The 17,385-nt window shown below is 44.9% G+C and carries 18 protein-coding genes; 3 read left to right on the forward strand and 15 right to left on the reverse strand.

The genetic code is table 11. From position 1 onward, the window contains the following. Positions 1-43: 43 nt before the first annotated feature. The gene (gene exaC, locus AC0VYG_RS17335) at positions 44-1,561 is read right to left on the reverse strand and encodes an acetaldehyde dehydrogenase ExaC (protein ID WP_475429169.1); all 1,518 of its coding nucleotides are present in this window, start codon (positions 1,559-1,561) and stop codon (positions 44-46) included. 209 nt (positions 1,562-1,770) lie between these two features. Between exaC and AC0VYG_RS17340 the strand changes: the two genes are divergently transcribed. Together AC0VYG_RS17340 and AC0VYG_RS17345 are read left to right on the forward strand one after the other, a co-directional pair. After that, complete coding sequence (locus AC0VYG_RS17340) at positions 1,771-2,688, forward strand: helix-turn-helix domain-containing protein (RefSeq protein WP_475429170.1); 918 nt, start codon at positions 1,771-1,773, stop codon at positions 2,686-2,688. 162 nt (positions 2,689-2,850) lie between these two features. Then, complete coding sequence (locus AC0VYG_RS17345) at positions 2,851-4,080, forward strand: MFS transporter (protein WP_475429171.1); 1,230 nt, start codon at positions 2,851-2,853, stop codon at positions 4,078-4,080. A 13-nt stretch (positions 4,081-4,093) separates the two neighbouring features. On the opposite strand, the gene AC0VYG_RS17350 is transcribed toward AC0VYG_RS17345, so the two are convergent. From AC0VYG_RS17350 to folM, 3 genes are all read right to left on the reverse strand, one after another. Then, the gene (locus tag AC0VYG_RS17350) at positions 4,094-4,372 is read right to left on the reverse strand and encodes a hypothetical protein (RefSeq protein ID WP_475429172.1); all 279 of its coding nucleotides are present in this window, start codon (positions 4,370-4,372) and stop codon (positions 4,094-4,096) included. A 159-nt stretch (positions 4,373-4,531) separates the two neighbouring features. Then, complete coding sequence (gene folE / locus AC0VYG_RS17355; RefSeq protein WP_475429173.1) at positions 4,532-5,218, reverse strand: GTP cyclohydrolase I FolE; 687 nt, start codon at positions 5,216-5,218, stop codon at positions 4,532-4,534. Positions 5,219-5,300: 82 nt separating this feature from the next. Continuing rightward, positions 5,301-6,023, reverse strand: a complete 723-nt coding sequence (gene folM, locus AC0VYG_RS17360; RefSeq protein ID WP_475429174.1) for a dihydromonapterin reductase — start codon at positions 6,021-6,023, stop codon at positions 5,301-5,303. 258 nt (positions 6,024-6,281) lie between these two features. Between folM and AC0VYG_RS17365 the strand changes: the two genes are divergently transcribed. Next, positions 6,282-7,190 carry a dienelactone hydrolase family protein gene (locus tag AC0VYG_RS17365; protein ID WP_475429175.1) on the forward strand — a complete coding sequence of 303 codons (909 nt, stop codon included), beginning with the start codon at positions 6,282-6,284 and terminating at the stop codon, positions 7,188-7,190. A gap of 83 nt (positions 7,191-7,273) precedes the next feature. On the opposite strand, the gene rpoS is transcribed toward AC0VYG_RS17365, so the two are convergent. The 11 genes from rpoS to AC0VYG_RS17420 all read right to left on the reverse strand — a co-directional run bounded on the left by rpoS (position 7,274) and on the right by AC0VYG_RS17420 (position 17,299). Next, entirely contained in the window at positions 7,274-8,287 is a 1,014-nt protein-coding gene (gene rpoS / locus AC0VYG_RS17370) for an RNA polymerase sigma factor RpoS (protein ID WP_475429176.1), read from the reverse strand. Between the two features lie 30 nt (positions 8,288-8,317). Next, positions 8,318-9,190 carry a peptidoglycan DD-metalloendopeptidase family protein gene (locus tag AC0VYG_RS17375; protein ID WP_475429177.1) on the reverse strand — a complete coding sequence of 291 codons (873 nt, stop codon included), beginning with the start codon at positions 9,188-9,190 and terminating at the stop codon, positions 8,318-8,320. 55 nt (positions 9,191-9,245) lie between these two features. Further along, a complete protein-coding gene (locus tag AC0VYG_RS17380; protein WP_475429178.1) occupies positions 9,246-10,166 on the reverse strand; it encodes a DUF368 domain-containing protein in 921 nt (306 codons plus the stop codon). Next, entirely contained in the window at positions 10,159-10,824 is a 666-nt protein-coding gene (locus AC0VYG_RS17385) for a protein-L-isoaspartate(D-aspartate) O-methyltransferase (RefSeq protein WP_475429179.1), read from the reverse strand. The genes AC0VYG_RS17380 and AC0VYG_RS17385 overlap by 8 nt, the downstream gene beginning before the upstream one ends. Further along, positions 10,821-11,567, reverse strand: coding sequence for a 5'/3'-nucleotidase SurE (gene surE / locus AC0VYG_RS17390; protein ID WP_475429180.1), 747 nt, complete (start codon positions 11,565-11,567; stop codon positions 10,821-10,823). Before surE ends, AC0VYG_RS17385 begins: the two co-directional genes overlap by 4 nt. Then, positions 11,545-12,639: a tRNA pseudouridine(13) synthase TruD gene (gene truD / locus AC0VYG_RS17395; RefSeq protein ID WP_475429181.1), complete on the reverse strand. Its 1,095-nt coding sequence runs from the start codon at positions 12,637-12,639 to the stop codon at positions 11,545-11,547. Before truD ends, surE begins: the two co-directional genes overlap by 23 nt. 83 nt (positions 12,640-12,722) lie before the next feature. After that, the gene (gene ispF / locus AC0VYG_RS17400; protein WP_475429182.1) at positions 12,723-13,208 is read right to left on the reverse strand and encodes a 2-C-methyl-D-erythritol 2,4-cyclodiphosphate synthase; all 486 of its coding nucleotides are present in this window, start codon (positions 13,206-13,208) and stop codon (positions 12,723-12,725) included. Positions 13,209-13,225: 17 nt separating this feature from the next. Next, the gene (gene ispD, locus AC0VYG_RS17405) at positions 13,226-13,933 is read right to left on the reverse strand and encodes a 2-C-methyl-D-erythritol 4-phosphate cytidylyltransferase (RefSeq protein WP_475429183.1); all 708 of its coding nucleotides are present in this window, start codon (positions 13,931-13,933) and stop codon (positions 13,226-13,228) included. Then, the gene (locus AC0VYG_RS17410) at positions 13,930-14,205 is read right to left on the reverse strand and encodes a septum formation initiator family protein (protein WP_067014532.1); all 276 of its coding nucleotides are present in this window, start codon (positions 14,203-14,205) and stop codon (positions 13,930-13,932) included. Before AC0VYG_RS17410 ends, ispD begins: the two co-directional genes overlap by 4 nt. A 106-nt stretch (positions 14,206-14,311) precedes the next feature. Further along, complete coding sequence (eno, locus tag AC0VYG_RS17415; protein ID WP_475429184.1) at positions 14,312-15,613, reverse strand: phosphopyruvate hydratase; 1,302 nt, start codon at positions 15,611-15,613, stop codon at positions 14,312-14,314. A gap of 51 nt (positions 15,614-15,664) precedes the next feature. Continuing rightward, entirely contained in the window at positions 15,665-17,299 is a 1,635-nt protein-coding gene (locus AC0VYG_RS17420) for a CTP synthase (RefSeq protein WP_475429185.1), read from the reverse strand. Positions 17,300-17,385: the final 86 nt, after the last annotated feature.

A 17,385-nucleotide genomic window follows, 5' to 3' on the forward strand; every position in this document is an offset into this window, starting at 1 on the left:
TTTACTTACTAGGCGACGTCCCCTTATTGCGAACAACTAGGCCTTAGAAGAAGCCCAATGGATTAATGTCGTAGCTTACCAACATGTTCTTCGTTTGTTGATAATGCTCTAGTGCTAGTTTATGGGTTTCACGACCGACACCGGATTTTTTATAACCACCAAACGCCGCATGAGCAGGATATTGGTGATAACAGTTCATCCATACACGACCCGCTTCAAGGTTACGCCCCATGCGATAAGCGAGATTGGTGTCTCGCGTCCATACACCCGCCCCTAGACCAAACTCGCTATCATTAGCTATTGCTAGCGCTTCGGCTTCATCTTTAAAGGTCGTAATACTAATCACGGGACCAAAAATTTCTTCTTGGAACACGCGCATGTTATTTGTGCCCTTAAACATAGTTGGCTGAACATAGAAGCCTTTATCAAAGCCATCCATTGACTCAACACCACCGCCGATCAGAAGCTCTGCCCCTTCTTCTTTACCGATATCAATGTAGCTTAGAATTTTATCAAACTGCTCTTGAGACGCTTGTGCGCCCACTTGGGTATCGGTATCTAGCGGATTACCACGTTTAATGGTTTTGGTACGCTCAATTGCTAGGGCAATAAACTCGTCATAGATGGATTCTTGGATCAAGACGCGGGAAGGACAAGTACACACTTCTCCTTGGTTAAAGAAGGCCAATACCATTCCTTCCACACATTTGCTAATGAAGGTTTCTTCTTGTTGCATAATATCGGCAAAATAGATATTAGGTGACTTGCCGCCCAGCTCCACGGTAGATGGGATGATATTTTCAGCCGCACACTTCAGAATATGCGAACCTACAGGCGTTGATCCTGTAAAGGCAATCTTCGCAATACGCTTACTGGTTGCTAGCGCTTGACCCGCCTCAGCACCAAACCCATTAACTATGTTTATCACGCCAGCGGGTAAAAGATCGCCAATAATTTTCATCAGCTCTAAAATAGACGCCGGAGTTTGTTCTGCGGGTTTTAAGACGACGCAATTACCTGCGGCAATCGCTGGCGCTAATTTCCACGCTGCCATCAATATTGGAAAGTTCCACGGGATAATTTGACCAACCACACCTAATGGCTCATGGAAATGATAGGCCACGGTATTCTCATCCAACTCTGCGGCACTGCCTTCTTGAGCCCGCAAACAGCCTGCAAAATAGCGAAAATGGTCTGCAGCCAGCGGAATATCAGCATTTAAGGTTTCACGTACCGCTTTGCCGTTATCCCAGGTTTCAGCCACGGCCAGCAGTTCTAAATTTTGTTCAATGCGGTCAGCAATCTTCAGGAGTATATTCGCACGATTAATAACAGAGGTTTTCCCCCATGCGGCTCTTGCTGCGTGGGCAGCATCTAACGCCAAGTTGATATCCTCTTCGGTGGAGCGAGGAATACGACAAAAGACCTCACCAGTCACAGGACTTATATTGTCAAAGTATTGCCCTTTTGCAGGAGAAACCCATTCTCCGCCAATATAATTCCCATACTCAGCTTGGAAAGAAACGACGCTACCTTCGCTACCTGGTTTTGCATAAATCATGATGATGTCTCCATTCTTGTTGTTTTTATAACAATGTCTTTTCTTATAACACTGTAGAAATAAGCGACACACAAAGCTTGCCTGTGAGTCCATGATGCTTGTCTGTGTGTCCAATTTTTATTCTAGCTCTTAGTTGACGCTAATGCCTATTGGGTAGATTATTAGTCTCAAACAAATCACGCCATACAAAAATAAACCGAGGTGTGCACATGACAAATGCAGTGATTAATCAATCATTAACATGGCAAAAACGTTCGCCTACTCAACTGGTTGAAAACCGAGTGTGTTTTGCTGGAATAGACTCAGAACTCAGTATCTATGACACGTATGAGCAAGCGAAAAAAGTCAGCTTAAAAGCCGACTCTTTGCTGTATTGCGGCATGGTGACAGGGTCTAAAGTCATGCATACGAAACGAAAAAGCGACATTGCTTTCCTGCCCCATGAATCGTTCATTTTAGCGCCCAATGAAGAAGTGTTTATTGATTTTCCAGAGGCAAAAATCAACCGCCCCACAACCTGCTTGACGATTGCACTGTCAAAAGAGCGTGTTGCGCAAATCAGTGACCGAATGAATGACACAAGCCTTCCCAATCTAGCCGATAAAATAGCCGTCGATCCCAATCAGCCATTACACACCCTACATACTCAAGCGACTCAACAAGTGATTGACCGCTTAACCAGTCACTTTATACAAAATGATCCTGACCGCGATTTGTTGGTAGACTTTGGTGTCAATGAACTCATTATGAGAATTTTGCGTCATCATGGCCGCGAGGCTCTATTGCGCTACACACAAACCGCCCCCGATGCAACAGGGTTAACCTGTGTGATTAATTGGATCGAAGAACACCTTGCTAGCCCTTTAGACATCGATGCTTTAAGTAAAATGGCTTGCATGAGCCGTAGCCGTTTTTACGATATATTTAAGCGACAACTGGGCTGCACGCCACTGGAATACCAACATCAAAGACGCATGGCACAAGCCCATTTAAGGCTCAAAAAAGGCGCCTCAGTCACACAAGTCAGCTTCGAATTAGGTTACCAAAGCTTGAGCCACTTTAGTCGTCGTTTCCACCAACATTTTGGCTTCTGCCCTAGCCAAATAGCTCAAACACGACTGAACTAACAAGCAAACAGCTATGATCATCCAAATCATCACAGGAATGTTCGTTATTGCCTGTTTTCAATAGCAATTTGCTGGCAATTTCATACCACTCTTTAGTATATTAGCGATTTTCTCTAAGCATTGTTAATAGTGTTGGGGAGAATCGCCCCTAGGTCTATTCACTTGTCTGTTAAGGTCAACATGCCTTCTTTATTCAAACACCCCAACTTTGTTAATTATTGGATTGGACAAATTGCCTCATCGTTTGCCTTTCAAATGCTCACAGTGGGTATTGGCTGGCAAATGTACGAGTTAACAAACAGTCCGATGGCACTGGGTTTGGTGGGGTTATGCCAATTTCTCCCGCAACTGGCCCTGACACTCGTCGTGGGCCATGTGGCAGATCGCTATAACCGGCGCCTTATTTGCGTGTGTACTCGACTTACCATGACCATTACCGTTGCCGTATTAGCCATCAGTAATCTAACGGATCATATTTCCGCCACCATTATCTACAGCTGTGCGGCCATGTTAGGGGCTGCTCGCGCCTTTGAAATGCCGGCTAACCAAGCCATTCTTCCCAATCTAGTTCCTGAAGCGCTGTTATCTCGAGCCATGAGCGCTATCGCCTCGGCTCGCGAAATTTCAGTTATTGCAGGGCCTGCTCTCGGCGGCTTAGTGTATCTACTAGGACCAACCACCTTATATTCCACCAGCAGTTTCTGCTTTTTGCTGTCTAGCTTGATCATGTTCTTTCTGCACTATAACTTTGTTGTCAAAGCAAAAACCCCCATCAACATGGCCCATCTACTGGGTGGGCTACATTTTGTTCGCAATAATAAAGTTATTCTTGGCTCCGTATCACTGGATATGTTTGCGGTATTATTAGGTGGGGCCACCGCATTGCTTCCAATTGTCGCAAAAGATATTTTGCATACTGGGCCTTGGGGGTTAGGGTTATTACGCTGCGCACCTGCGCTCGGCGCATTATTAATGTCAGTTTATCTTTCGCGTTGGCCGCTTGAGCACAGTGTTGGTAAGATTATGTTTGCCGCCGTCGCATCCTTTGGTATGGCCACCATTTTATTTGGCTTATCTAGCACACTCATCCTCTCTTTGGCGGCTCTCACCCTGATGGGTGCATCCGATATGATCAGTGTGGTCATTCGCTCTACCTTAATTCAAATAGAAACCCCAGACGATATGCGTGGACGCGTCAGCGCAGCCAATTCAATCTTTATTGGTAGCTCTAATCAATTAGGAGAATTTGAATCCGGAGTAACCGCCGCTTGGTTTGGGGTTGTCCCAGCCATTTTGATTGGTGGTATAGGTACCATTGCCGTTGTGGGTATCTGGATGTATCTATTTCCTACCCTTGTACATCGCAACCGTTTGGAAAAAGATAACACTTGAACCAGCATCGACTCTATTTAAAGAGGCGTTTTTTCTTTTTATCGATTCGCTTCCAAGTCCAACTAGGTGGTTCGCCTTTCAACCAATAAATCAATAACAAGATCACAGTGGCGATACCAACCCCCACGCCCCACTCTTTCAAAGCGACTTTGGGATCATAACTGACACTAATAACCCCAATCACAGCAAAATAAACCACCAGTACAGCCCAGCCTTGCCATGCTGTTGGCTTTCCCCATCCCCAGCCATTTTTCTTAGCGGGAAACCACGTATTTTTACTCTTCTTTTGCACTGCTACCTTCCCATCAATTAGACGACAACGGTTCTATAAACGATAAAGCCCACAAGACTTACCTTTAACCAGACCTTATACCAAAACACATAGAGCAGATAGAAAAAGAGCCTACACTAGGTAGACTCCTTAAGCATTCCCTACGCACAAAAGACTACACTATTGGCTCGATAAAAACTCACCACGTGTTTTGTCACTGCTCTTAAACAAACCGCCTAAGGCCGTTGTTTGCGTGGAAGAGCTGGCATCCATTACACCGCGAGCTTTAACACAGTAATGCACAGCATCAATGCTAACAGCCACATTGTCGGTTTCCAACAAGGCTTGCAATGTGACCAAAATTTGCTGAGTCAAACGTTCTTGTACTTGCGGACGCTGCCCGAAGAAACGCACAATGCGGTTAATTTTCGATAACCCAATGATCTTATTTTTCGGCAAATAAGCCACCGTTGCCGTACCATCGATGGTCACAAAATGATGTTCACAAGTACTAGTAAAGCTGATATTACGCACCTTTACCATTTCATCGACTTTCATCTTGTTTTCTATAACGGTAATCTTTGGAAAATTCGAGTAATCAAGACCAGAAAAAATCTCACGCACATACATTTTAGCGATTCGATGCGGCGTTTCCGCCAGACTGTCGTCGGTTAGATCCAAACCTAACGTGCCAACAATATCCTCAAAGGCGTACTTTATACGCTGATATTTCTCTTCAGAGGTCAAACCATTATCAATCATCGGGGTCTCAAGACCACTCTTAATGAGAGCATCACGCACTTTACGTGCTTCTTCTGAAAGTCCTAGACCACTCACTTTTGCTTGTTCTGCTACAACAGATTTCATATCGATGTCCTAAGTTGCTGTATCTTGTCAGATGACACGGAGGCGAGTTGATCGACCCCAGCTAGACGACTCTTTACAGTCGCTAAACGAGGTGCCTACCTCCATCTAGCGACAAGGTTCTCCCTGTCATATAGCGATTTTCTAAAATGTACCTTACCGCCAACACGCCTTCTTGCTCACCCGGCTCTTGATGTAAAAGAGACTTATTCAAAGCCTGCTGACGATATTCTTCATCGTCTTCTGGATTAAACATCAAAAGAGAAGGCGCGATCGAATTCACGTTGACCAATGGAGCATAACGCTTAGCAAAAGAGCAAGTTAAGTTAGCAAGCCCCGCCTTACTCGACGCATAAGCAATATGCTTACCACTGCCTTTTTCAGCCACATAATCTGTCATATGAATTATATCGGCTTTTCCTTCACGCACAGAGCCTGCAGATAATAAAGCTTCAAATGCCAGATTCATACGGTATGGCGCAAATACATGCACATACCACATTCTTTCCATTAATACGCTAGGATCAATATCCTCTGCCTCAGATTGCCAATCGGACGCATTATGGATGATCCCCCGTAGCTCATTATAGCGTTGTTGGATTTGTACGATGAACTCATCCACCCCAGATTGAGAGGAAAAGTCAGCCCGAATACAATGAACCCCCCTCTCTTCCAGCTCTACAATACTTGGTTTGTGGCGGCGATAAGTAATCACCACTTGATAACCGTCTTCGACCAAGGCTTTTGCACAGGCTAATCCCAATCTCTGTGCGCCTCCTGTAATAATAATTGGCACGTCATGTATCATGTAAGTCCATTCCCATTGAGTAATATTTGTGAGCCACAGAAAACCATATTACCAATATCATAGTATTCTTAATAATATGCTACGGATAATAATGAAAAAAAGATCACCCGTTCTCTTAAAATGTGTCTAGTTGTCTGAAAATTAAACTAGAATAAAGTGAGAAGGTAATGGATACCTACCATGACAAGCAGAATAGCAAAAAAATGATACGCGAATGAATGAGTTCTATCTATCAACACCATAGAAAGGAAAAGAACAATGGATAAGCCGTCAAAGCACCTGAATTCTTCTGGCATCCCCCAAGAGGCATTTGATTGGTACGATGAATATGCTCACGGCGACATTGATCGACGTACTTTCTTATCGAAACTCGGTACACTGGGCATTGCAGGGCTGTCTTTATCTGTTATCGCGGGGGCATTAACACCCAACTATGCGTTAGCTGAACAAGTCTCTTTTAATGACCCAGACATTACGGCCAGCTACTTGGAATTTGACAGTCCAGCCGGATACGGTAAAGGACGTGGTTACTTTGTCGTGCCTAAAGGCATTACTCAGGAATCCCCCGCGCCTGTCGTCTTAGTGGCCCATGAAAACCGTGGACTCAATCCGTATATCAAGGACGTCGTTCGACGCTTAGCAAAAGAAGGATTTGTTGCCTTTGCGCCCGATGCTTTGTTTCCCATTGGAGGCTACCCAGGTAACGATGACGAAGGGAGAGCTATGCAAAAAAGCTTAGATGGTAGCAAAATAGAAAAAGACTTTATGAGCGCAGCCGTCATGCTAAAGCAACACCCACTGAGCTCAGGAAAACTTGGCATGGTGGGGTTTTGCTATGGCGGGTATTTAACCAATACATTGGCCGCTTTTATGCCCGATACACTGAATGCAAGTGTGCCTTTCTATGGTACCCCAGCCACCTCCCATCTTGAACAGATTCGAGGACCGTTAATGCTGCATTTTGCCGCACTCGATAAACGCGTCAATGCAACTTGGCCTGACTACGAAAGAAGCTTAAAAGAAAACAAGGTGAATTACACGGCCTACACTTACCCCAACGCAAATCATGGGTTTCATAACGACTCAACGGCACGTTATCAAAAAGACAACGCTGAACTGGCTTGGTCTCGTACCATTGCCTTTTTTAAACAACATTTAGCAGCCTAACACTATAACCCTAGACACAAAAATGCCCGAGACATCATCGGGCATTTTATCATTGATTCATTTTAATGATGTCTATTGAAAGGTTAATTACCAAACCCAATAACATCATCAAGAGAAAGACCTTGTTTGTCCATCATCAAGCGTAACTTACGTAACGCTTCAACCTGAATCTGTCTGACGCGCTCACGGGTTAGACCTATTTCGGCCCCAACGTCTTCCAGTGTACTAGGTTCATAACCTCGTAAACCAAAACGTCGCGCAATAACCTCACATTGCTTGTCATTCAGTTCATTTAACCAACCTTCAATGCTCTTTAAGACATCCCCTTCTTGGCGGTCCTCTTCTGGCCCTTGGTGGTTGGTGTCGGCAATTACTTCCATCAAACTTTTATCGTTATCGTCGCCCCCGCCAACATAAGAATCGATGGAACTAATGCGCTCATTTAGTCCCAACATTTTTTGCACATCTGCAACGGGACGATCCAGCATTTCGGCAATTTCTTCAGGGCTTGGTTCATGATCCAGTTTTTGCGTCAATTCACGTGCCGCACGCAAATAAACATTCAACTCTTTTACCACGTGAATCGGTAAGCGAATCGTACGTGTCTGGTTCATGATCGCCCGCTCAATGGTTTGACGAATCCACCAAGTCGCGTAGGTCGAAAATCGAAAACCGCGTTCAGGATCAAATTTTTCAACGGCCCTGATCAAGCCCAGATTCCCTTCTTCAATCAGGTCCAACAAAGACAAACCACGATTCAAGTAACGTCTTGAAATTTTTACCACTAAACGTAAGTTACTGACGATCATACGTTTACGAGCACTTTCGTCGCCTTTCAAGGAAAGGCGTGCAAAATACACCTCTTCTTCCGCTGACAACAGGGGAGAAAAACCAATCTCACTCAAGTAAAGCTGAGTAACGTCTAAGCTTTTGTTAGATTCATCGTTGGCATATCGTGCATTCACTGCAGAATCAAAATCATCATCACTGTTATCGTTCTCAATGCCTTCAATATCGTCATCAACCAAATCCAGATCGAAATCTAAATTGCCGAGTGTCTGAGCTGTTTTATTTGTGTTTACATTTACTGTTTTCATTTTTATCCCCTCCTCGCCCAGCGTGAATTATTATTGTCTGGGAAGTAATTTTAGTGGATCCACTGGTTGACCATCACGCCTAATTTCGAAGTGCAAAAGAGGTCTATCATTACCCTTGCCACCGATAATAGCCAAAGCGTCGCCCGCCTTCACATGCTGCTCTTCCTTCACTAAAATCCGTTTGTTGTACGCATAGGCACTGAGATAAACATCGTTATGTTTCACTATCACAAGGTTTCCATAACCAATTAAACCACTGCCTGCATATACAACTGTTCCGTCGGCAACTGCTCTGACCAATTCACCTTTTTGCCCTTTGATGTCTATACCTTTACTACTAACGCCGTTACTTGAAAAGCCCTTTACAACTTTCCCGACGAGGGGCCATTGCCAAGAGATCACTTTTTCGGAGTTTTGTATATGAGAAGAGGATTTTTTTTCAGGGATATTCACCTTTTTTTGCAGGGTAATATCGGAAGGTGAAACACTGGGCGCCCGGGCCGTTTTCGCTACAGCTCGTGTTCTTGAAGAGGATCGATCTGAATCAGAAGAGGTGCGACTGGCTGTTCTTGAAGCTCTCTTCTCAAGCCATATTTTTTGCTGAGGGTAAATCGTATAGGGAGGACGAATATGATTTAAAGCCGCCACCTCTCGGTAATCTTTGCCATATCGAAAAGCAATAGAAAACAAGGTCTCACCGCGACTTACTCGGTGGTAACCAGAACGAGGCACAGGAGACACTGAAGCGTTATTAGCACTGTAAGAGCCTGTGTTTTCATCTGGGAAGTTAATCACTTGATAAGCACAACCAGATAAGGAAAAACACAATAGTATTACCCACTTAATTCTCCAAGCTGCAATGCGGGTAATACTACCTTTGGACTCAAACTTATTAATAACCAATGCCCTCTCTTACCATCTTAACCGTCCTACCACTAACACTCAGATACATTTGACTTTATTTGTCCGTGTTTCGTAAAAAAATGTAAGAAATGAGAAAAACAATCATAAAGCCGATAAACATAAAGCCAAGAGGCAGTAATAAATCCGTTGTAAAATGGTACGAACTGGTGTGCCAAGGAAGAATTAAGTGCTCTTCAACAGGGAATGTTTTACTGCCTATATGGGCCCAAGAGTCCACCACTTTCCAAGGCCATACCTTAACCAATGCCCCCACCATAATACCTATTAAGGCAGACAGAGTAAGCGACTTAGCATGTTCCAATAAATATTGCAGAACCTTTGAAAAACTCAGTAAGCCAACTAGCGCCCCCGCGGCAAATACTCCAATCACGGCAAAATTGAAATCTTTCACTGCGCCAAGAACAAAACCGTACATTCCCATCATTAACAGTAAAAAACTTCCAGAGATACCTGGCAGGATCATCGCGCAGATAGCAATGACACCAGAAAAAAACACCATTGAGTAAGTGGTACTGACTTGAATTGGCACGACCAATGACAGAGAGGCACCAATGGCTATGCCCAGAACCAGCGTCAGGAAATGACGGAAGGAAAAGCGCTCTAGGTGCCCAATCAAGAAATAAGCCGATGCTAGGATCAAACCAAAGAAGAAGCTCCACACATATTCCGGATACGTCGCCAGTAAATGCGTTATCAGTCCCGCAATGCCCACAATACTGGTGGCGATACCCGCCCCTAAAGGCAACAGAAACGCCCCATCAAAATGGCGCCATAATGCTTTAATATCGCCTTTTACCAGCATAGTAAGACTTTGTTTGTTGACACCACTAAGAGCCGCAATCAGGCGATCATACACACCTAGAATAAACGCAATGGTTCCACCCGATACACCAGGGATGACATCTGCCGCCCCCATCATCACACCACTTATATAAATTTTAAGCCATTTAGGCATAGACTTTTCCTTCCAGTAAGGGAACAAAATGGGCCGCTTCAATCGCTAAACGCTTCCAGCGGTCTCCTTCTTTTCGCCAACAACCAATTTGCGGTGTTGGCTGACTAATCGGCATAATTAATATACCGTTTTCCTTTAGACAATTGGTTAACGCAACCGGAACTTTACTCACCATTGCCGTAATAATGACAGCATCCATGTCGACTTTTTGTGGCCAACCAGCCTGGCCATCACCAAACAAGTACTCCACATTGCGAATCCCCATCTCCTCAAGCCGTTGTTTGGCAAGCTTATGAAGCGCTTCCTGTCGCTCGATGGTGTGCACTTTATTAAAAAAATGCGCCAATATTGCCGTTTGATAGCCCGACCCAGTGCCGACTTCCAATACTCGACCAAGACGCGCGTATTCCAGTAACCATTGCGACATTCTTGCCACCGTCAAAGGTTGGCTAATGGTTTGATTACGACCAATAGGTAAAGGCGTAGCCGAGTAGGCAAGATGGGAAAAAGCAGGTTCAACAAATTTTTCTCGTGGGATATCCCCCATCTTAGCCAGTAATGCCGGATGGTGAATACCCTGCGATTTCAGCTGTTGTAACATCTGAGAGGCACGAGACTCAGTCTGCTTAATCAGCCCATTGAGATTGTGTAGACTCATAGATCAAAAGAACGAACCCAAGTATCTAATGGCTGTTTTGCTTCATAACATGTCATGTCAGTATGAATAGGGGTAATGGAAACATATCCTTCTTGCACCGCGTGGAAATCCGTCCCTTCTGAAGCATCATGAGGCTCAGATAAAGCGCCAATCCAAAAACTTGGTAAACCTCTTGGGTGTTGTGCACTAATCGCTTCTTGCGCTCGTTGCCGATACCCTAAGCGTGTCACTTTTATCCCCTTCAACTCACTATAAGGCACATCAGGCACGTTAACGTTCAGCAAAATACCAGGGGCAAGGGTTAGACTCTTGGCATCGTCTAAGAGTTTCATGACAACTTCTGCCGCCGTCTCAAAATACCGAGTTCCCACTAAAGAGACAGCCAGCGCTGGTTGACCGAGATGGCGAGCTTCCATTGCTGCCGCCACGGTACCAGAATAAATCACATCATCCCCCAGATTGGCACCATGATTAATGCCAGAGACCACTAAATCCACCTGTCCATCAATCACTCCCGACAAGGCTAAATTCACGCAATCGGTCGGAGTCCCATCCACTCGGTAGTATTTATCAGTCACTTTAGTCGGTTGCACGGGACGCGTTAGGGTTAACGAGTTACTCGCACCACTACGATTACGGTCTGGAGCGACCACCAAAATATCGTACTTTTCCTGTAAGGCTTGCGCTAAAGTATTAATGCCGACGGCATCAATTCCATCATCATTGGCGATCAATATTCTCATGGTATTTCTCAGCTGATTTGTCGGTAACATGTATCATTTCGCGTAAAATACTGGTGGCGAAACATCCTTTAGACAGGGAAAACTCAACAATGAGTTGAGTCTGTTCGTTGGACTTCTCAAGCAATTCCCAGGCCATATCAGTCGGCATCAGTCGCGCCAAGCGACTCTCTCGACTTAAGCCAAAGTCAATTAAGGCCTGCATTAACTCCCCTTCTTGGCGAACGGATTCAATGATAACCGCTTCTCGCTGTGCTCCGGTGCCATCTTGCCAACCTTCGCAAATCAACGGCAGAACGGGATGCACGTTACCTAATACCGCTTGTAAATGCATCGACGCCGTCATTTCTTTCAAGCGAAACTGCTCATCACGGCCTTGATATTGGACAATATCGCCATCACACAATCGACACCACATGCCATTTCTAACCTGAGCGCTCAGCGCTTCATTGAAGAACCAAGAGCGAATGGCAGATAGCCAAAAACCTTCTGTTTTAGAAAGCTTTCTTTTGCTTTGCCGCCCTTTGAGCACAAAGGGTTTGCCATTATGCAAATTATTGCCGTTAATGCCAAAGCGTTGCGCGCCATAATAATTCGGTACACCACTCATTTTAATCAGCTCAAGTCGGCTTTTCAGATCCTCCAAATCGCCTTTGATGTCGCGAATGCGCAGCACAAAACGATTACCAACATGGGCACCTGTGCGCAGTTTTTTAGAATGACGAGCTTGTGTGATCACTCGAACTTTTTCAGGTTCGCGGAATGCTTCTTGAATATTGGTTAAATCCGGCTCTTTATTAATCATATGCAGACAGAACCACTGACGAGTACACGCATGACGATCTTTCACGCCACTATAAGTGACTTTATTCGCAGCGATACCCGCCATTTGCGCTAAACGTTTAGCTAAGAAATCCGTATTAATACCCTGTTTTTCAATAAAAACAAAACAAAACTCACCATGACCATCAGGTTCAAATCCCAACTGTTCTTCCACAAAAAAGTCTTGTACTGTGGTTTTTAAATCGCCCGTCACTTTGGGGGTGGACCAAGCGTACTCCCATTGGGTATTCATTCACTACCTACTTTGCGGTTTTATTCTGGTTGGATCCATCACATCATGCAAAACATAAGATGATGCTATTTGCTATTATCAGATTATGCGGCCTGGTAAATCAGCGCTACCGCTTCCACTGCAATGCCTTCTTTGCGTCCCGTAAAACCGAGCTTTTCTGTCGTCGTTGCCTTCACATTGACTGCCCCGATATCGATTGAAAGATCCTCTGCGATATTCGCCCGCATCGCATCGATATGCGGACGCATTTTGGGCGCTTGAGCAATAATGGTCACATCGACATTACCCACGGAAAAACCTAGCTTTTGAATTTCTTGATACGCTTTTTTCAATAACAATCGGCTATTCGCGCCTTCAAAAGTCGCATCAGTATCCGGAAAGTGTTTCCCTATGTCACCCAACGCGGCAGCGCCTAGCAGGGCATCGGTTAAGGCATGCAACACTACGTCACCATCAGAATGGGCAAGCAAACCTTGCGAGTAAGCAATGCGTTCTCCGCCCAAAATAATGTGGTCGCCTTCTCCAAATTTATGTACATCAAAACCATGACCTATTCGAAAAGGCACCATGACGACTCCTCCTATCTCTATTTGCTAACTGAGTTAATATTATGTGATACAAGCGCTTCTGCAATAAGCAAATCTTCTGGAAAGGTCACTTTAATATTCGTACTTTCTCCCAACACAAGATCAGGCTGCCACCCAGTATATTCCATCGCAGAGCATTCATCGGTAATCGCCACCCCCTGTGCTTGAACATTTCGTAACGCCTGTAGCAAATCACTGGCAGGAAATTTTTGTGGTGTTTGAGCCAGCCAGATGGCATCGCGGTTGAGTGTAGCTTGTATCCTACCATTGGCTTTTTGTTGCTTAATCGTATCCCTCGCAGGCATCGCCAAAATAGCCCCTTGGGCACCTTGATGCAGAATGATACGCTCTAGTGCACCTTGGCTTAATAATGGCCTTGCGGCATCATGTACCAACACATCCTGCTCAGTAACCTGTTGAGCTTGCAATAAATATTCTAGTCCCTTTAAGACGGTATCCGAACGCTCCACACCGCCGTGATAAGTAAACACACGTGGGTGACTGACCCATGATGAATCTGTCCAGTAACCATCCTGCTCACCAAGACCAACCGCAACGCCTGCAATCATCGGGTGGTTCACAAAAATAGCCACGGTGCGATCCAGAATGGTTTTGCCCAATAGTGGGATATATTGCTTAGGGCAATCAGCCTTCATTCGCTGACCAATGCCAGCTGCGGGAATAATAACCCAAAGAGGTTGTATCATTTGTCGACTATCCGATAAAACACTTCGCCGTTTTTAATATATTGAAGATCCGTACGGATATGCTCCTCTACGGCCTCTTCTCCCGAGCGAAGATCATCTACTTGTGCTCTGAGTGCTTCATTACGCTGCTTAAGATGCAAATTCACACGCTCCTGATAGGCAATTTGTTTCGCCAATTCTTCTTGGCGCTTCACACCCTGATCACCGTAGTACAAATGATAAGACTGGTAGCCAATAGCCAATGCAAACAAAACAAATAATAAACGTGGCATAACGCCCTCAGCAGATAACAAAACTAGTCCCTATTATCGAAGGATTTCGCTAAAAACAAAATAAAAAAGGGAGAACAGAGTCCTCCCTTTTTTAAGTTTTTACAAATTATGCCTGACCTTTAATCTCAGACAAGCCTTTATATGGCGCTTTACCGCCTAGTTGTTCTTCAATACGCAGCAATTGATTGTATTTAGCCACACGGTCAGAACGGCATAGAGAACCCGTCTTGATTTGACCAGCTGCTGTGCCGACAGCCAGATCGGCAATTGTGGCATCTTCTGTTTCACCTGAGCGGTGAGAGATGACAGCGGTATAACCTGCATCTTTCGCCATTTTGATCGCTTCCAATGTTTCGGTCAAAGAGCCGATTTGGTTGAATTTGATCAAAATAGAGTTGGCAATACCATTGTCGATACCACGCTTTAGAATCTTAGTATTGGTGACAAACAAATCATCACCCACTAGTTGGAGTTTATCACCCAATAGTTTTGTTTGATGTGCAAAGCCGTCCCAGTCAGACTCATCAAGACCATCTTCAATGGAAACGATGGGGTACTGGTTAGCAAGATCCTGTAAGAAAACGTTAAACTCTTCTGAAGTGAACTTCTTACCTTCACCTTTAAGGTCGTAGATGTTGGCCTCTTTGTCATAGAACTCAGACGCTGCACAGTCCATCGCCAACGTGATGTCCTTACCAAGCTCATAACCTGCGGCAGCCACCGCTTCTTTGATAACAGCAAGTGCTTCAGCATTGGAAGAAAGGTTCGGAGCAAAGCCCCCTTCATCGCCCACCGCCGTGCTCAAACCTCGGGCACTGAGTACTTTTTTCAGAGCGTGGAAAACTTCTGCACCATAGCGCAATGCTTCGCGAAAATTAGGCGCACCGACTGGCTGAATCATGAACTCTTGAATATCAACGTTGTTATCAGCATGCTCACCGCCGTTGATGATATTCATCATGGGAACGGGCATAGAAAACACGCCAGGTGTGCCATTGAGATCAGCGATATGTGCATACAAAGGCACTTTTTTCGAGATTGCAGCGGCTTTAGCAGCGGCTAAAGACACGGCTAAAATAGCATTTGCGCCAAAAGTCGATTTGTTTTCTGTGCCATCAAGATCGATCATAATATGATCAAGTTCTTTTTGTGCTGCGGCGTCCTTACCGATTAACGCATCACGGATCGGACCGTTGACGGCTGCAACCGCTTTTAGGACACCTTTACCCAAATAACGGCTTTTATCGCCATCGCGTAATTCTAAAGCTTCACGAGAACCGGTAGAGGCACCAGAAGGTGCACACGCTGAACCTACTGAGCCATCTGCCAAAATCACATCGGCTTCAACAGTAGGATTACCACGAGAGTCTAAGACTTCTCTGGCTTTGATATCAACGATCTGACTCATAACAAACCTCTTAAAATAAATGAAAAATCACAAACTGCCTGTTTGCTCGACTTATTTTTCTTTACCTGCATGTTTCAATGCTGCATGAACAAAGGCACTAAACAGGCCGTGTCCGTACCTAGGAGTAGACGTAAATTCTGGATGGAATTGACAAGCAACAAACCAAGGATGATCGGCAATTTCCACCATCTCAACCAAAGAATTGTCTTCTGAACGACCAGAGATCGTCAAACCTGCTTTTTCCAACGCCTCAACGTAGAAGTTGTTTACTTCATAACGATGACGATGACGCTCAGTAATCACCGCTTGACCATAAGCTTCAAATGCTTTTGTGCCTTCAGTAAGATTACAATTCTGCGCGCCAAGACGCATCGTCCCACCTAGATCGGATTCCTCTGACCGGATTTCTTTGGAACCCTCTGCATTAGTCCATTCAGTGATCAGACCAACAACTGGGTTCTCTGCTTTTAAATTAAACTCTGTACTGTGCGCACCTGCAAAATTAGCTACGTTACGAGCATACTCGATAACAGCAACCTGCATTCCTAGACAAATCCCCAAGTAAGGGACTTTGTTCTCACGAGCGTACTTCGCCGTGGTAATTTTGCCTTCTACACCACGCTCACCAAAGCCGCCAGGAACCAGAATAGCATCCATACCGTTAAGGATATCCGTACCATTTTCTTCTATTTGCTCAGAATCGATGTAGTGCAGTTTTACCTTAGTTCGAGCATGAATACCAGCGTGATCCATGGCCTCGATTAGAGATTTATAGGCATCCAACAGCTCCATGTATTTACCCACCATGGCGATGTTGATCTGCTTCTCTGGGTTCAATTTTGCTTGCGTCACTTTATTCCAGATACTTAAATCTGGCATATCACAATCAAGATTAAAACGCTCAACGATCAAACTATCTAAACCTTGATCATTAAGCATCTGAGGAATGCGGTAAATGGTATCAGCATCAGGAAGGGAAATAACGGCGCGTTCTTCTACGTTTGTGAACAACGAAATCTTCTTACGCTCAGGCGCTTCGATAGACACTTCAGAACGACACACCAAAATATCAGGCTGAATACCAATAGAACGCAGCTCTTTTACAGAGTGTTGTGTTGGCTTCGTTTTGGTCTCGCCCGCAGTACGAATGTACGGCACCAAGGTCAGGTGCATAAACAAAGCGCGGTGGGAGCCCACTTCGACTTTCATTTGACGCACCGCTTCTAAGAAAGGCTGAGACTCGATGTCACCGACTGTTCCGCCGATTTCGACCAAGGCAATATCCGCACCTTGAGCGCCCGCGATAACGCGTCGTTTGATTTCATCTGTGATATGAGGGATAACCTGAACCGTTCCCCCTAGATATTCACCACGGCGTTCTTTCTTCAAAACATGCTGATAAACACGGCCTGTTGTGAAGTTGTTACGTTTACCCATTTTAGTGGAAATAAAACGTTCGTAGTGACCAAGATCAAGGTCAGTTTCTGCGCCATCTTCAGTAACGAAGACTTCGCCGTGCTGGAAAGGACTCATGGTGCCTGGATCCACGTTGATGTATGGATCCAATTTAAGCATGGTGACCTTTAGTCCACGTGATTCAAGGATAGCAGCCAAAGAGGCAGCCGCTAAGCCCTTACCAAGTGATGAAACCACGCCGCCGGTGACGAAAATATATCGTGTCGCCATGAGTATTTAACCCGCCTTAAAATATGAAAAAGTGACATTTAATGATGAAAGGAATTACCCCTTCAGGACGGGAGGGTATAATAGCA

It is taken from the genome of Marinomonas sp. 63XJN7_7_ISO-PGPR-S23-202 (assembly GCF_056173505.1).

Coding starts and splice junctions, on each gene's coding strand:
- rpoS (WP_475429176.1), bottom strand. CDS start 8,287: ATGAAAACAGTAAATGTAAACACAAATAAAACAGCTCAGACACTCGGC.
- AC0VYG_RS17420 (WP_475429185.1), bottom strand. CDS start 17,299: ATGGCGACACGATATATTTTCGTCACCGGCGGCGTGGTTTCATCACTT.
- AC0VYG_RS17385 (WP_475429179.1), bottom strand. CDS start 10,824: ATGAGTCTACACAATCTCAATGGGCTGATTAAGCAGACTGAGTCTCGT.
- ispF (WP_475429182.1), bottom strand. CDS start 13,208: ATGGTGCCTTTTCGAATAGGTCATGGTTTTGATGTACATAAATTTGGA.
- AC0VYG_RS17380 (WP_475429178.1), bottom strand. CDS start 10,166: ATGCCTAAATGGCTTAAAATTTATATAAGTGGTGTGATGATGGGGGCG.
- AC0VYG_RS17340 (WP_475429170.1), top strand. CDS start 1,771: ATGACAAATGCAGTGATTAATCAATCATTAACATGGCAAAAACGTTCG.
- folE (WP_475429173.1), bottom strand. CDS start 5,218: ATGAAATCTGTTGTAGCAGAACAAGCAAAAGTGAGTGGTCTAGGACTT.
- ispD (WP_475429183.1), bottom strand. CDS start 13,933: ATGATACAACCTCTTTGGGTTATTATTCCCGCAGCTGGCATTGGTCAG.
- exaC (WP_475429169.1), bottom strand. CDS start 1,561: ATGATTTATGCAAAACCAGGTAGCGAAGGTAGCGTCGTTTCTTTCCAA.
- eno (WP_475429184.1), bottom strand. CDS start 15,613: ATGAGTCAGATCGTTGATATCAAAGCCAGAGAAGTCTTAGACTCTCGT.
- surE (WP_475429180.1), bottom strand. CDS start 11,567: ATGAGAATATTGATCGCCAATGATGATGGAATTGATGCCGTCGGCATT.
- AC0VYG_RS17410 (WP_067014532.1), bottom strand. CDS start 14,205: ATGCCACGTTTATTATTTGTTTTGTTTGCATTGGCTATTGGCTACCAG.
- truD (WP_475429181.1), bottom strand. CDS start 12,639: ATGAATACCCAATGGGAGTACGCTTGGTCCACCCCCAAAGTGACGGGC.
- folM (WP_475429174.1), bottom strand. CDS start 6,023: ATGATACATGACGTGCCAATTATTATTACAGGAGGCGCACAGAGATTG.
- AC0VYG_RS17365 (WP_475429175.1), top strand. CDS start 6,282: ATGGATAAGCCGTCAAAGCACCTGAATTCTTCTGGCATCCCCCAAGAG.